Here is a 13,329-nt window from a genome sequence, read left to right as displayed (position 1 = left end):
TTGGCTCTCGGTCATCATGTGAAGCCCAGCTCTTTGGTAAGCGCCAGCGCCTCGTCGGCGTAGCGCAGAACACGCTCGCGGGCGCCCGGCAGTTCCGGCCGCGCCGAGAACCAGCCGATATAGGTGAGACTGCGAAGCACAAGAAACAGCGGCAGGCTGGACAGCATCTCGGCGCTGAGCGCGCGCCGGCTGCGATAGCCTGATATCAACGCCGCCTCGATCGCTCCATAGGCCGGCTCGCGTCGGTTCTTCAGCAGGGCGGTGGCGATATCGAACAGGCGGTAACCCCAGCCAGCATCGTCGAAGTCGATGAGTTTGACGCCCGCCTCGCCGACCAGCACATTTTCCCGAACGAGGTCCGCATGGATGAGGCCGAAATCCTTAGCCGGAGTCGGCAGAGTTGCGAGGCGCCGCCTGAGGTCACCGCGCAAAGCCGATAGCGCCATGGCTTGGGCCGGCGATAGGCCCTCGCAATCCCAGAAGCGCCCCCACAACGGACGATCCCCAAGCAGGCCTTCCTCATCCCAAGTCGGACGCCAAAAGCCCTCGGTCGGCGTCCAGCGATCGGCGAGGTTATGCATCTCGGCCATGGAGGCGCCGAGCGCCGAGAAGATCTCGACGAGCCTCTCGGGTGAGTGGGACAGCGGTTTACCGCTTTCGCCCAATGGCTCTCCATCCATCCAGTTGATCACATCGGCATGCTGTGCGGCAAACGCGCCACCTTCAGGCAGGGCGACAAGTAAGCGCCCGTCCGTCGTCGCGATCGGTTGCGGCACCGCGAGACCGCTGTTGCCGAGTGCTGCCATCCATTGCAGTTCCGAGTGCAGTGCCGCCGCACTGTGATAGCCGGCGCGGTGCAGCCGCAGCGCCGCCGGGCGACCATCGGCCAGGTGGACGCGAAACACGGCGTTTTCCCGGTACTTCAGCAACTCCGGCTCTTGGTCAGCAACGCCCCAATGGGCAAGTGCCTGGCACGCCCGGTTGTCGAGCGCGTCGCGAAAGGGTTTGGGCAGGTCCGCCGTCATCAGTCGCTCATAGGCCCGAAAGCACGTCGTCGAGCGTCGACAGCATCAAATCCGCATTGTCGCGGGTAAAGGGCATCGGCGGTCGGATCTTGGTCGTGCACTGGTGGATGCCGAGCTTGCCCATCAGCACGCCGCGCTCGCTCATGTCGTTGATCACCTTGGTCGCGAGCGCGCTTGCTGGCGTTTTTTCCGCGCGATCGGTGACGAGCTCCGCGCCGAAGAATAGTCCGCTGCCCCTGATGTCGCCGATCATTCCATGTTTGTCCGCAAGCCGCGCGAGGCCGGCCTTGGCATAGGCGCCGACTTGGGCGGCGTTCTCGATGAGGTTTTCGTCTGCGATCACATCGAGCACGGCCATGGCCGCTGCGCAGGAGACCGGATTGCCGCCGAAAGTGTTGAAGTAGCGAAACGCTTTGCGGAAGGCGTTGAGCGTTTCGGTGCCCGCAACGACGCCGCCGATCGGGTGGCCGTTGCCCATCGGCTTTCCAAGCGTGACGATATCGGGAACGATGCCCGCCTTCTGGTGCCCCCACATATGGCCGCCGGTTCGGCCGAAGCCCGGCTGCACTTCGTCGGCTATCAGGAGCCCGCCTGCCTTTCTGACGGCGGCGACGGCGCCGTCGAGAAAGCCGGAGGGCAGTTCCGGAAATCCTTCGTTGGCGAAGAAGGGATCGATGATCAGCGCGGCGAAGCCGTGCGGGCTTTGCTGCAGCGAGGCGATCGCTTCCTCGACCTTGGCGGTGAAGGCCGCGGCAAAAGCGGCGCCCGGCTCGCCGCCAAGCGGCCGGTAGCTGTCGGGCGCCGGCACGTGGCGGACATGGCCGCCGAAGCCGCCGACCGGCGGCATCCGGGTCGAAAGCTGAGAAACGGCGGCGGTATTGCCGTGATAAGTGTGGTCGGTGGCGATCACCCCGGTCTTGCCGGTCACGGCCTGGGCCATGCGCAGCGCCACGTCGTTCGCCTCGCTGCCGGTGCAGGTCAGGATCGCCGTGTCGAGGCTGTTGTCGAAGGTGGCGGTCAGACGCTCGACATAGTCGAGAATGCCTTCATGCAGATAGCGGGTGTGGGTGTTGAGGGTTGAGGCCTGCCGGGCGATCGCCTCGGTCACCCGCGGATGGCAATGGCCGACATGCGGTACGTTGTTGTAGCAGTCTAGGTAGCGGCGGCCGTCAGCATCAAAAAGCCAAACGCCTTCGCCACGCACGAGATGCACCGGCTCCTCGTAGAACAGCGACATGTTGCGCCCGAGCAGCCGCTCGCGGCGCGCAATCAGGTCCCGGTTGTCGCCCATCGCGCTAGCCCCGTGCTGCGGTCAGGCCGGCGTCGAGGGCCGTGAGGATACGGGCGACGTCGCCTGCGGTCACGATCAGCGGCGGCGACAGGATGACGTTGGCGCCGGATGTGCGCACCATGACGCCGGCATCATAGGTCACGTCCTGAACCTTCTGGACGACATCCTTTGCGGCACCGGCCTTCTTCTCCCTGTCCGAGACGAGCTCGATCGCGCACATCAGCCCCTTGCCGCGCACGTCGCCGATCAGTTCGTGCCGGGCCTTCAGCGCTTCGAGGCCGGCGATCAGCTCATCGCCGCGTGCCTTGGCATTTGCAGCGACATTGTGCTTGCGCGTTTCCTTCAGGGTTGCGAGTGCTGCCGCAGCACCCACCGGATGGCCGGAATAGGTGTAGCCATGGCCGATCGAACCGGCAGCCGTCTTGTTGCTTTCGAAAGCCTCGGCAACCTTGTCCGAGATCATCACGGCGCCGAAGGGATAGTAGCCATTGGTGATCGCCTTGGCGGTCGACATGAAATCCGGCTTCACGCCAAAGAGACGCGAGCCGGTCCAGGCACCGGTGCGGCCGAACGCGGTGATCACCTCGTCGGCGATCAGGAGGATGCCGTGGCGGTCGCAGATCTCGCGCATCAGCGGCATGAAGATTTCGTGCGGCACGATCACGCCGCCGGCGCCGAGCACCGGCTCCATGATCAGCGCCGCGATCGTGTCGGCGCCCTGGAAGGCGATCTCGTCTTCGAAGAGCCGCGCGATCGCCTTGGCGATTACGGCGCCATCGGTCGTGTCGAAGGGGTTGCGATAGGTATAGGGCGCCGGCAGGTGGTAGACGCCCGGCAGCAGCGGCTCGTAGTTGCGGCGGAAATTGGCATTGCCATTGACCGAGGCGCCGCCGAAATGGGTGCCGTGGTAGCCCTTCTTCAGCGCGACGAACTTGGTGCGTTCCGGCTGGCCGTTGAGCTTGTGGTACTGGCGGGCGAGGCGAAGGCAGGTCTCGACGGAGTCGGAACCGCCCGAGGTGAAGAACGAGCGCGTCAGCCCATCCTCGCGGAACCATTCGGCGAGCTCGTAGGAAAGCTCGATCAGCGGTGAGTTGGTGGTGCCGCGAAACGTCGAGTAATAGGGCAGCTCGTCGAGCTGGCGACGGATCGCCTCCTTCACCGGTTCGCAGGAATAGCCGAGATTGACGTTCCAGAGGCCGCCGACCGCATCGAGCACCTTCTTGCCATGGATGTCGACGATCTCGACACCTTCGCCGGCATTGATGATGCGCGGTGGCGTTGCCTGCATCTCGGCCGGATGCGCCATCGGGTGCCAGAGGTGGCGGGCGTTGTTCTCGATGAGGAAGTTGGTTTCGCGCATGGTCATGCTCCTGTCAGTTCGAGGCCGAGCATCTGAAGCGCTCTGGCGTAGCTTTCTGCGGGTCGGGTGACGTCGAAATGGACGTGAGGCAGGCCGACGGCCCGCGCACCCTCGATGTTCTTCAACTGGTCATCCACGAAGACGCAGGCTTCGCGCGGCAGGCCAAGCTGGCTCAGCACCAGCTCGTAGGCGTGCGGATCGGGCTTCAGGATGTTGGTGTAGGTGGCGTCGACGATCGTCTCGAAGAGCTCGATCAGCGGGAAGCGCTGACGGAACGCGACGCCATAGAAGAGGTCGAGTTCATTGGAGAGGATCGCGAGCCGAATGCCGGCCTTATGGGCGGCGAGGATCGCGTCGCGCGTCTCGGGCCGGAGCACCAGTTCCGGTTCCGCCCCACGCGCCCGCTGCACGAAGGTTTTCATGTCGCTCCAGTCTTCGCCAAGCAGGCGGCCGACTTCGCGGGTGCGTTCCGTCCAGTAGTCCCGTTCGGTGATTTCGCGCCGCTGCATGGCGGCCCAGAGCGGGTCGGTTGCGGGGTCGAAGGGACCGCGCCACGTAAGAGTGCCGGGCGCGAGCCCGAGCGCACGCTCCGTGATGTCGTGGGTTTCGAACAGCGTGCGGGTGACGACGCCGCCGAAATCGAGGATCAGTGCCTTGTCGCTCATGGTGTCGGGCATAGTGTTCGTCATGGCCGGCCCTCGGGCACGATGCCACGCGCCACCCAGTCGTCGAAGATCGCAAGCGCGGCTTGCGAGAACGCCGGCGCATTGATGTGGCTGTCGACCTCATGCAGGGCGACGCCTGAGGGGATCTGCCGGCGCATCTCGTCGATGAAGGCGTCGAGCGCTTCCGGTTCGTAGAGAGGCTCGTCAGGCTGGTCCCATTCCTGAATCCCCTTGAGCGGCAGGATGAAGGCGACCTCGGCACTGGTGCCGTTCAATTTGCCGCCGATGACGCGGGCGATCTCGCGTCGTCCCTCGGAAGATGTGGTCACCGAGCCGAGCAGCCGGTTGTGGGCGTGATAGGGGCGATCGGCAAAGGCCTGCGGAATCGGTTGCCAGGCCGGCAGGTCGACCATGTCGACGGCGCCTGGCGCGACGATCTGTGGGATTCCGGCACGTCCGGCATTCTCCAGCCGGTCGGGCCCTGATGTGACGACAGTTCCGTGGTGATGGTTGCTGACCTCCTGAATGCAGAAGTCGAAAACCGCGGTAAAGCCCTTCTCAGCCGCGATCGCCTCGAAGGCGCGGCCGCCCATGCCGGTCGAATGGAAGACAGCGACGTCATAGCCGCGGCGTTCGAGTTCGGGCTTCAGGTATTTCATGTATTTGAGGCAGCTCGAGCCGAGCGAGGTCATGCCAATCAGCGGCCGCGTCTTGTCCGGCCTGGTGCCGAAACGTGCGGCACCAACGACCGCGCCACAGGCCTGGGAGAGAACCGAGCGGCAGATGCCGTTGAGGCCGTAGAGGCCGCCGGCCCACAGGATCATCATCAGGTCGGGCGCAATGCGCTCGGGCGGCAGCAGGTGCGAATAGGCGATGGTCGAGACGATGAATTTCGGCACGCCGAGCGGCAGGGCCGCGGCGACGTCGAGGGCGAGATCCGTGCCCATCGAGCCGCCGAGAATGATGACGCCATCGGCCTGGCCGGCTTCGTAAAGGGAACGGGTGAGGGCAGAAGCACCACTTGCCATCAGCGCCATGGCGCTGTGTTCGTCGCCGCTGGCCGCAATCGCTTCAATGGTGACACCCGCGGCTTCGGCGATGTCATGGCGCGAGTATTCGGGCACATAGGGCGGATCACCGAGAATGCTGACATCCATCATCACGGGCAGGCCGCCGGCTTCGCGGATGACGGACGCCATGAACTGGAGTTCGTCGCATTTGGTGTCTCCCGTACCCACGACAAGAATGTTGGGGAGACGGTTCATTGCATTCATCAGCCGGCCCTCCTTGCCAGCGGATCGGCAGCAACCTGCTCCAACCCGAAAAGTCTTTCGGAAATGCGTCTGGCCGCTGTCATCGCGGCGCGGCCCATCTGCTCCACCGTCTCCTTCTCCGCCCGCGTTGCCGGGGCGGCGACGGCGATCGCGCCGACCGGTGTGCTGCCTGGCGCGCGGATCGGTGCGGCGACACTGACGACTCCGGTTTCGAGCCCGTGATGGCAGATCGAGTAGCCGCGCCGGAGAGTCTCGCTCAGGGTCTGGCGCAGGATTGCGGGGTCCGTCAGCGTCTGATCGGTAAAGGCCTCGAGCGGCGCCGACAGGACCGCGTCGATGTCCTTCGGCGGGCAGAAGGCAAGGAAGCCAAGGCCGGACGCGGTCGCGTGGAAAGGCAGGATGCTCCCGACATCGACGATGACGCGGTGGGCCCGCTGCGAGTCCTCCACATGAACAGTCGAAAGGCGGCCGGCGGCGTATTCAGAAAGGTGAACGGTCTCGCCCGCTAGGCTCGCAAGCTCCCGGGCGAAGGGGGTCGCCACGCTCAGATAGGGGAAGCGCGTCTCGCGGATGCGGGCAAGGCGCACCGGCGCGCCGCCGAGGCGATAGCGCCGCGTTTCCGGATCCTGTTCAACGAAACCGTGTTTCTCCAGTTCGACCAGAAAGCGCCGGGTGGTCGCCTTGTCGAGCCCGCAGTGCCGCGCGATGTCACTCAAGCCCGCTTCCTTCTCCAGGCGCGAGATCGTGTCGAGCAAAGTTAGGGCCTTACCGATGGTGCTCATCCATTCCTCCTCGTTGAGCGCCGTCGCAAGTCATCTCCGCCTGTTCCCGCCATGGGGCGGTGCGGCCGCCCTCATTGTCTCCAGCTGAGATACTTAACATGCGAAATAACTTGACAGGGCCGAACGCAATTTGCAAGTCTATATTTGAAGCTAAGGTTCATATATTGAACCGAAAGACTTGCGCGGCCAAGAAAAAAGCAAACCCCCGCGCTTCCAGTCCGCTTCAGGGAGCTGCTTCCGGAGAGAAGGACCGGAGGCGAAAAGGCGTTCGCGCCAACCAGGGGAGCCTAAGACTATGGACAATCCATCTTCGCCCGTGACCGGCGCGAACCAGTTGCGCAAGAACGCCCTTGGCGTCGGCGCGGTCACCTTTCTTGTCGTATCCGCTGCCGCACCGCTGACCGCGGTCGCCGGCGGCGTGCCGTTGTCGATGATGCTTGGAAACGGCGCCGGCATTCCCGGCACCTTCCTGCTCGTCACGCTGATCCTGCTGTTGTTTTCCGTCGGCTATGTCGCCATGGCACGGCATATCCGCAATGCCGGCGCCTTCTACGCCTATACGGCCCAGGGCCTCGGTGGCCTGATGGGCGGTGCCGCGGCGATGATCGCGATCCTTGCTTACAACGCCATGCAGATCGGCGTCTTCGGCCTGTTCGGGGCGGCGACCGCCGGGCTCTTCGCTGGTCTGGGGGTCGATCTACCCTGGTGGGTCTGGACGTTCGTGGGCATCGCCGCCGTCGGCGTTCTCGGCTATCGCCGCGTCGACCTCTCCGCCAAGGTGCTGACGGTTCTCGTCATCCTCGAATATCTTGTCGTGCTCGTCATTGACGTGGCGATCCTTGCCAAGGGCGGCGACAGCGGGCTGACGATGACGTCGTTTACGCCTTCGGCCGTTCTGTCCGGCTCGCCGTCGATCGGCATTCTCTTCTGCTTTGCCGCCTTCATCGGCTTCGAGGCGACGACGATTTACAGCGAGGAGGCCCGCGATCCGGCAAGGACGGTGCCGCGCGCCACCTATATCTCGGTGCTGATCATCGGCGTTTTCTACATGTTCACCTCCTGGCTGATGGTGAACGCCGCCGGCGCCGACAAGCTGGTGCCGGAACTGCAGGGCCTTGCCGATCCGACCACTTTCCTCTTCGGCCTCGCCGAGCGTTATGCCGGCGGCTGGCTGCCGCCGCTGATGAACGTGCTCTTCGTCACCAGCCTCTTTGCCGGTGTTCTGGCCTTCCACAACGGCGTCGCCCGTTATCTCTACGTCGCCGGCCGCGAACGGCTGCTGCCCGCCTCGATCGGCGTCACCCATCCGGTCTACCACAGCCCGCATGTCGGCTCGCTGATCCAGACCGTGATCGCCGTCCTCGTCGTGGCACTCTTTGCGGCAACGGGTCAGGATCCGGTGCTGGCGCTGTTCTCGTGGCTGACGAATGTCGGCACGCTCGCCGTCATGACGTTGATGGCCTTCACCGCCTTCGCGATCGTCGCCTTCTTCAGCCGCAATCCCGGCCTCGAACGGAACCCGCTGGTGACCAAAGTCATTCCCGTCGTCACCGGCCTGATCCTCGTTGCCGTCATCATCGCAATTGCGGTCAACTTCGGTGACCTGGCAGGCGCCACCGGCATGCTCGCCGTGTTCCTGCCGGGCCTTGTCGTGATCTTCGGTGTTATCGGTCTGGCGCTTGCGGCATCGCTGAAGTCGGGCAATCCGATCGAGTTCGCCCGCCTTGGCGCAGGCCAGGAGATCTGATCGCTGCCACGCAGTTCCCGGAACGACGCCAAGCGGCTTCCGTCCGGAACTGCGTATCACCTAAGAAGGGATGGCGGACCCTCCGCCGTCCCGGCAATGCAAACGGGAGCAGACATCATGCAGGACAAGATCGACCAATTGCGTAGCCTCGCCGTCGAGGGCCAAAAGCTGTTCATCAACGGCCACTGGCAGGAGAGCTTGTCCGGCGAAACGCTCGACGTCGTCTCGCCGATCGACGGCAGCCACCTGACGACGATAGCAGACGCGGGCGCATCCGACGTCGACGCGGCGGTCCGTGCCGCGCGCGCCGTTTTCGAAAAAGGAAGCTGGTCGAAGGCGGCTCCGGCGTTCCGCAAGAAGGTGCTGACGCGCATTGCCGAAATCATCGAAGCGCAGGCGCTGGAGCTTGCGGTCCTTGGCGTGCGCGACAATGGCACCGAAATTTCGATGGCGCTGAAGGCCGAGCCTGGCAGCGCCGCCGGAACCTTCCGCTACTATGCCGAGGCGCTCGACAAGGTCTATGGCGAAATCGCGCCGACCGCCGACAACATTCTCGGCCTCGTGCATCGCGAACCGATCGGCGTGGTCGCCGCGATCGTTCCCTGGAATTTCCCTTTGATGATCGGCGCCTGGAAGATCGCGCCGGCGCTCGCCGCCGGCAATTCCGTGGTGCTGAAGCCGGCGGAGGGCGCCTCGCTCAGCTTGCTCAGGCTCGCCGAAATCTGCGCCGAAGCCGGCCTGCCGGAGGGCGTTCTGAATGTTGTGACCGGCCTGGGTGCGACGACGGGTGAGGCTATCGGGCTGCATGGAGATATCGACGTGCTCGCCTTCACCGGCTCGGGCGGTGTCGGCCGCCGGCTGCTCGAATATTCGGCACGCTCGAACCTGAAACGCGTCTATCTCGAACTCGGCGGCAAGTCGCCGAACGTCGTCTTCGCCGATGCGCCGGATCTCGATCAGGCCGCGCGCATCTCGGCCTATGGCATCTTCCGCAACTCCGGCCAGGTCTGTGTTGCCGGTTCACGGTTGCTGGTCGAGCGCTCCATTCACGAAGCCTTCGCGGAGAAGGTGGCAGCGATCGCGGCAGGTATGAAGGTTGGCGATCCGCTGCTTCTTTCGACCGAGGCTGGAGCGATTTCGAGCAGCGTCCAGCTGAGCAAGAACCTCGATTTCGTCCGTGAAGCGGAAGTGGAAGGCGCGCGCCTGCGTTGGGGCGGCAAGCGCATCCTTGAAGAGACTGGCGGCTATTACATGCAGCCGACCGTCTTCGACATTCAGCCTGAAATGAAGCTGGCGAAGGAAGAGGTCTTCGGGCCGGTACTTGCAATCATTCCCTTCGACGACGATGCCGACGCACTCCGGATCGCCAATGCGACGGACTACGGGCTGGCTTCCGCAGTCTGGACCGCAAACCTGTCGCGCGCGCACCGGATGGTGCGCGGCATCCGCGCCGGCGTCGTGCACGTCAATACCTATGGCGGCGCCGACAACACGGTGCCGCTCGGCGGCGTCAGGCAATCGGGCAACGGCCACGACAAGTCGTTGCACGCGCTGGACAAATACACCGATCTGAAGACCGCCTGGATTCAGCTCTGACCGGGCTCGCAGGGACCGGGGCCGGACGACCGCGCGTGTCTGTCGGGACCGTGCTATCCGAAGGCGAGTTCGAGATTTTGCCGGTCTCGCGCCACCACATGGCATTTGGTCTCGAAACCCTCGCCGGCGACGACCAGAACCAGCTCCGGTGGTATGCCGGCCGAATTCGAAACCGTGACCGCAGCGCCATCGGCACCAAGCGACCGGATAGTGCACTCTATCTTTGAATGCCTGTCGTCGAAAAGAATGGTGCCGGCTTTCAGTACGCGCTGACGAGGACCCAGCGGATAGCCGACTTCGAGACTGCTCCACTCGACGCAGCGGTTCCGTCCGCTGGCCTTGGCGAGATACATTGCCGCGTCCGCCTGGGCGAGCAATGTACCGATCTCCCTGCTCTTGAGCGATAGCGCCGATGTGCCGAAGCTCGCGGTGACTGCAAGCTGACCAAAGTCTCCGTGGATTGTTTGAGCGGCAATCGCTGCCCGCAGCTTTTCCGCTGCGGCGAGTGCGCCGTTCGCGTCGACGTGCGGCAGCACGATGGCGAACTCCTCGCCGCCGAGCCGCCCGAACAGATCGCTTGCCCGCAGATTGGACTGGCAGACGGCGCTCACGGCCTTCAAGACCTCGTCTCCTGCCGCATGCCCGTGCGTGTCGTTGACCCGCTTGAAGTGGTCGACGTCGAGGACGATGCACGACACGTCGTGCTGGTGCCTTATGGCGAGCGAAATCAGCTTGTCCGCCTCCTCGCGGAAGGCGCGGCGCGTCAACGTGCCGGTGAGCCCATCCGTCGCGGCCGACCGGAGCAAATCGATCCGGTCCATCGCCACGCCCGCCAGTTCGGTCAGGATCGTCAGGTCTTTGTCGGTGAAGTGTCTCGGCGCGCGGTCGATCGCGCATACGGTCCCGACCGTATGACCATCCCGCGTCTTGAACGGAACGCCTGCGTAGAACCGAACATGTTCCGGGCCGGTGACGGCGGGATGTCGCGAAAACCGCGGATCCTGCGTGGCGTCGTGCACGACAAGCGGTTCCTCCGAGGCGACAACATATCGGCAGAAAGTGTCTTCCCGGGGAACTTCGTCTAATGCAAGCCCCGAGCAGGCCCTGTACCATTGTCGATGTGCGTCGACCAAAGAGATGATGCCGATGTCGATGGCGAAGATCTGCTTTATCAGCCGCACGATCCGTTCAAGGCCCTGATCCTTCGGCGTGTCGAGAATGTCGAGATGTCCAAGGGCGGTCAGGCGATCGAATTCCCTGCCTTTCGCGTCCGTCGTCGGCCGCCCGGCTGGCTCAGCAACCACCATTCCGTTTTCCTTTCTCATTGCGCGCCAAGCAAATAGAGCGTTTTACGGAAAAAACAAAAGGCACTGAACAGCACGTGGATGTGGATTGCCTCGGCTCTTTGGCGAAACGTCCGTCAATGGGCCGTGTTCATGTAGGCGGGGCGAGACCCCGCCTACGCCTAGCCGCCGAAACTTCCGAGCTGCGTCGGTACATGCACGTAGTTGCGATCGAAATAGAGCAGCGCATTGCCGTCGCTGCGCGAGCGGATGCCGACGACCCGGCCGATGAGGATGTGGTGTGTTCCAAGCAGCCGCGCCTCGGCGAGTTCGCAGTCGAGCGAGACGATGGCGTCTTTGACCGCGAAGCTGCCGGATTGCATCTCGACCCAGTCGGCCGCGGCATAGCGGGCCGCCATATCCTGCGTCGCGCCGGCGAAGTGGCCGGCGAGATCCCTATGGTCGTGGCTGAGCACGTTGACGCAGAAGCGCCGGTTGTCGATGAAAAGGCCGCATTGGGTGGAGTTGCGGTTCATGCAGACGAGCAGCGTCGGCGGCTCGTCGGTCACCGAGCACATGGCGGTGGCGGTGAACCCGCCGCGTCCGGCGGGTCCGTTGGTGGTGATGACGTTGACCGGCGCGCAGACCCGCGCCATGGCGTTGCGAAACTCCGTCTTCGAAACGAGCGGTTCCATGACGGGCCTCATTCGGCGGCGTTGCGCAGAGCGGACGCATCGTCGAGCGGCGGCAGCCAGGTGCTGCCGGTCCAGCCGTTCTCGTCATAGTCCGCCATGCACTGGTCGACGAGCGCTTCCATCTCCTTGAGACGCCCGCCGCGTTCGGCCCCTTTCAATACCTGCAGCCGAACCTCTTCAGGCGCGCCGGCATAGTTGAGTTCGTAGAGCGCGTGGCGTCCGCCGAACTCCGTGCCGGTCGCGTCCCAGAGCAGTTTCATGATCTTGATGCGCTCGATGTGCCCCATATCGTTAGAGCCGCGGACATATTGCGCCAGGTAGCGGTCGATCTCGGGATTGCCGAAGTCACGCACGGAGGACGGCAGGTAGATCAGCCCCGATGCAATCACCTTGCGGATCGTCTCGACGACACGCGGATAGGCCTCCGACATGAAGGTTCGATAGGAAAGCGCGGCTTCCAGATTGGGAAGCACGGCGCCGTCGGCCCAAGGAATGGGATTGTGGGCCATGGCATTGGAGAAGCTCCAGAACATGTGGCGGAGCGCGATCACCTCGCCGAGTGCTGCCTGATTGCCGCGGAAGGCGTCGCCGCCGGTGGCGCGCAGCGCCTTGGCAAGCAGGCCTGCCAGGAAGTCGAGTTTCACGGCGAAACGGGTGCAGCCCTGGAAGCAGTAGCCGTGCATGAAGCCGGAAGCCGGGTGGAAGGAGAGGATCTTGGCGGCATCGCGCAAGACCAGGACGTCCTCCCACGGCACGAAGACGTTGTCGAGCACCAGGATCGCATCGTTCTCGTCGAAGCGCGACGACAGCGGATAGTCGAAGGGATGGCCGACGGTGTTGGCTGTCTGCTCGTAGGAGACGCGGCAGAACATCTTGATCCCGGGCGCGTTCATCGGAACGATGAACATCACCGAGAGCGAGGGATCCTCCGTTACCGTCGCCGAACTTTGCGCCAGGAAATTGTAGTGCGTCAGTGCCGAGGAGGTCGCGACCACCTTGGCACCTGAGACGTAGATGCCGGCGTCCGTTTCCTTGGTGATGTGGACGAAGACGTCCTTGACCGCGTCCGCCGGCTTGTGCCGATCGATCGGCGGATTGACGATCGCGTGGTTCATGAAGAGCGCCGCTTCCTGGGCGCGTTTATGCCAGGCGAGCGCGTTGTCCTTGAACGGGCCATACCAATTGGCATTGGCGCCGAGCGTGTTCATCAGCGCCGCCTTGTAGTCGGCGGTGCGGCCCATCCAGCCATAGGACATGCGTGCCCATTCGGCGATCGCGCCCTGCTGGGCGGCAAGATCGGCGGAGGAGCGGGCGACGCGGAAATATTTGTGGGTGTAGCCGCCGGAGCCCGTGTCGGTCGGCGCCGTCAGGATGTCCCTCTTTGCCGGATCATGCAGCGCGTCATAGAGCCTGGCGAGCGACCGGGTGGAATTGCGCATCGCCGGATGGCTGGTCACGTCCTTGATGCGTTCGCCGTTGATATAGACCTCGCGGCCGTCGCGCAGGCTTTCCAGATATTCGGCGCCGGTGAAGGGCCGCGTCCTGTCGGCGCGGAAATCCTCTGCTCTCATTTTCTCCTCCTTGAGTTTCGTCAAGGCTAGGCGTTGAAAT

Annotated in this window: 11 protein-coding genes; 2 read left to right on the top strand and 9 right to left on the bottom strand. The window is 64.1% G+C overall.

Annotated elements, in window-relative coordinates; translation table 11 throughout:
• Positions 1-14: 14 nt before the first annotated feature.
• From ASE60_RS14285 to ASE60_RS14260, 6 genes are read right to left on the bottom strand one after another with little or no spacing between them, the layout of a single operon-like run.
• Positions 15-1,025 (bottom strand): phosphotransferase, encoded by a 1,011-nt coding sequence (locus ASE60_RS14285; RefSeq protein WP_057251227.1) that lies wholly within the window; start codon positions 1,023-1,025, stop codon positions 15-17.
• Positions 1,026-1,032: 7 nt separating this feature from the next.
• Entirely contained in the window at positions 1,033-2,316 is a 1,284-nt protein-coding gene (locus tag ASE60_RS14280) for an aspartate aminotransferase family protein (protein WP_057251226.1), read from the bottom strand.
• Between the two features lie 4 nt (positions 2,317-2,320).
• Positions 2,321-3,676 (bottom strand): aspartate aminotransferase family protein, encoded by a 1,356-nt coding sequence (locus ASE60_RS14275; protein WP_057251225.1) that lies wholly within the window; start codon positions 3,674-3,676, stop codon positions 2,321-2,323.
• A 2-nt stretch (positions 3,677-3,678) separates the two neighbouring features.
• The gene (locus ASE60_RS14270) at positions 3,679-4,341 is read right to left on the bottom strand and encodes an HAD-IA family hydrolase (RefSeq protein ID WP_057251280.1); all 663 of its coding nucleotides are present in this window, start codon (positions 4,339-4,341) and stop codon (positions 3,679-3,681) included.
• Between the two features lie 20 nt (positions 4,342-4,361).
• Entirely contained in the window at positions 4,362-5,615 is a 1,254-nt protein-coding gene (locus ASE60_RS14265; RefSeq protein WP_057251224.1) for a Tm-1-like ATP-binding domain-containing protein, read from the bottom strand.
• Positions 5,615-6,397, bottom strand: coding sequence for an IclR family transcriptional regulator (locus tag ASE60_RS14260; RefSeq protein WP_057251223.1), 783 nt, complete (start codon positions 6,395-6,397; stop codon positions 5,615-5,617). Before ASE60_RS14260 ends, ASE60_RS14265 begins: the two co-directional genes overlap by 1 nt.
• A gap of 295 nt (positions 6,398-6,692) precedes the next feature.
• Between ASE60_RS14260 and ASE60_RS14255 the strand changes: the two genes are divergently transcribed.
• Both ASE60_RS14255 and ASE60_RS14250 read left to right on the top strand, forming a co-directional pair.
• Positions 6,693-8,144: an APC family permease gene (locus ASE60_RS14255; protein ID WP_057251222.1), complete on the top strand. Its 1,452-nt coding sequence runs from the start codon at positions 6,693-6,695 to the stop codon at positions 8,142-8,144.
• Positions 8,145-8,261: 117 nt separating this feature from the next.
• Positions 8,262-9,740: an aldehyde dehydrogenase gene (locus tag ASE60_RS14250; protein WP_057251221.1), complete on the top strand. Its 1,479-nt coding sequence runs from the start codon at positions 8,262-8,264 to the stop codon at positions 9,738-9,740.
• Positions 9,741-9,793: 53 nt separating this feature from the next.
• Here the strand turns inward: ASE60_RS14250 and ASE60_RS14245 are convergent, their stop codons facing one another.
• From ASE60_RS14245 to ASE60_RS14235, 3 genes are all read right to left on the bottom strand, one after another.
• Positions 9,794-11,047, bottom strand: a complete 1,254-nt coding sequence (locus ASE60_RS14245) for a sensor domain-containing diguanylate cyclase (protein ID WP_057251220.1) — start codon at positions 11,045-11,047, stop codon at positions 9,794-9,796.
• A 158-nt stretch (positions 11,048-11,205) separates the two neighbouring features.
• Positions 11,206-11,718, bottom strand: coding sequence for a flavin reductase (locus ASE60_RS14240; protein ID WP_057251219.1), 513 nt, complete (start codon positions 11,716-11,718; stop codon positions 11,206-11,208).
• Positions 11,719-11,726: 8 nt separating this feature from the next.
• Positions 11,727-13,289, bottom strand: a complete 1,563-nt coding sequence (locus ASE60_RS14235) for a 4-hydroxyphenylacetate 3-hydroxylase N-terminal domain-containing protein (RefSeq protein WP_057251218.1) — start codon at positions 13,287-13,289, stop codon at positions 11,727-11,729.
• Between the last annotated feature and the right edge of the window lie 40 nt (positions 13,290-13,329).

The organism is Ensifer sp. Root278 (assembly GCF_001429285.1).
In the GTDB taxonomy this organism is placed as follows: Bacteria; Pseudomonadota; Alphaproteobacteria; order Rhizobiales; family Rhizobiaceae; genus Ensifer.
This window is presented reverse-complemented; position numbering and strand designations above follow the sequence as displayed.

Bases quoted from the DNA above. Each gene is read 5' to 3' on its own strand.
- ASE60_RS14280 (WP_057251226.1), bottom strand. From the start codon at position 2,316: ATGGGCGACAACCGGGACCTGATTGCGCGCCGCGAGCGGCTGCTCGGG.
- ASE60_RS14265 (WP_057251224.1), bottom strand. From the start codon at position 5,615: ATGAATGCAATGAACCGTCTCCCCAACATTCTTGTCGTGGGTACGGGA.
- ASE60_RS14260 (WP_057251223.1), bottom strand. From the start codon at position 6,397: ATGAGCACCATCGGTAAGGCCCTAACTTTGCTCGACACGATCTCGCGC.
- ASE60_RS14285 (WP_057251227.1), bottom strand. From the start codon at position 1,025: ATGACGGCGGACCTGCCCAAACCCTTTCGCGACGCGCTCGACAACCGG.
- ASE60_RS14245 (WP_057251220.1), bottom strand. From the start codon at position 11,047: ATGGTGGTTGCTGAGCCAGCCGGGCGGCCGACGACGGACGCGAAAGGC.
- ASE60_RS14255 (WP_057251222.1), top strand. From the start codon at position 6,693: ATGGACAATCCATCTTCGCCCGTGACCGGCGCGAACCAGTTGCGCAAG.
- ASE60_RS14250 (WP_057251221.1), top strand. From the start codon at position 8,262: ATGCAGGACAAGATCGACCAATTGCGTAGCCTCGCCGTCGAGGGCCAA.
- ASE60_RS14240 (WP_057251219.1), bottom strand. From the start codon at position 11,718: ATGGAACCGCTCGTTTCGAAGACGGAGTTTCGCAACGCCATGGCGCGG.
- ASE60_RS14235 (WP_057251218.1), bottom strand. From the start codon at position 13,289: ATGAGAGCAGAGGATTTCCGCGCCGACAGGACGCGGCCCTTCACCGGC.
- ASE60_RS14275 (WP_057251225.1), bottom strand. From the start codon at position 3,676: ATGCGCGAAACCAACTTCCTCATCGAGAACAACGCCCGCCACCTCTGG.
- ASE60_RS14270 (WP_057251280.1), bottom strand. From the start codon at position 4,341: ATGAGCGACAAGGCACTGATCCTCGATTTCGGCGGCGTCGTCACCCGC.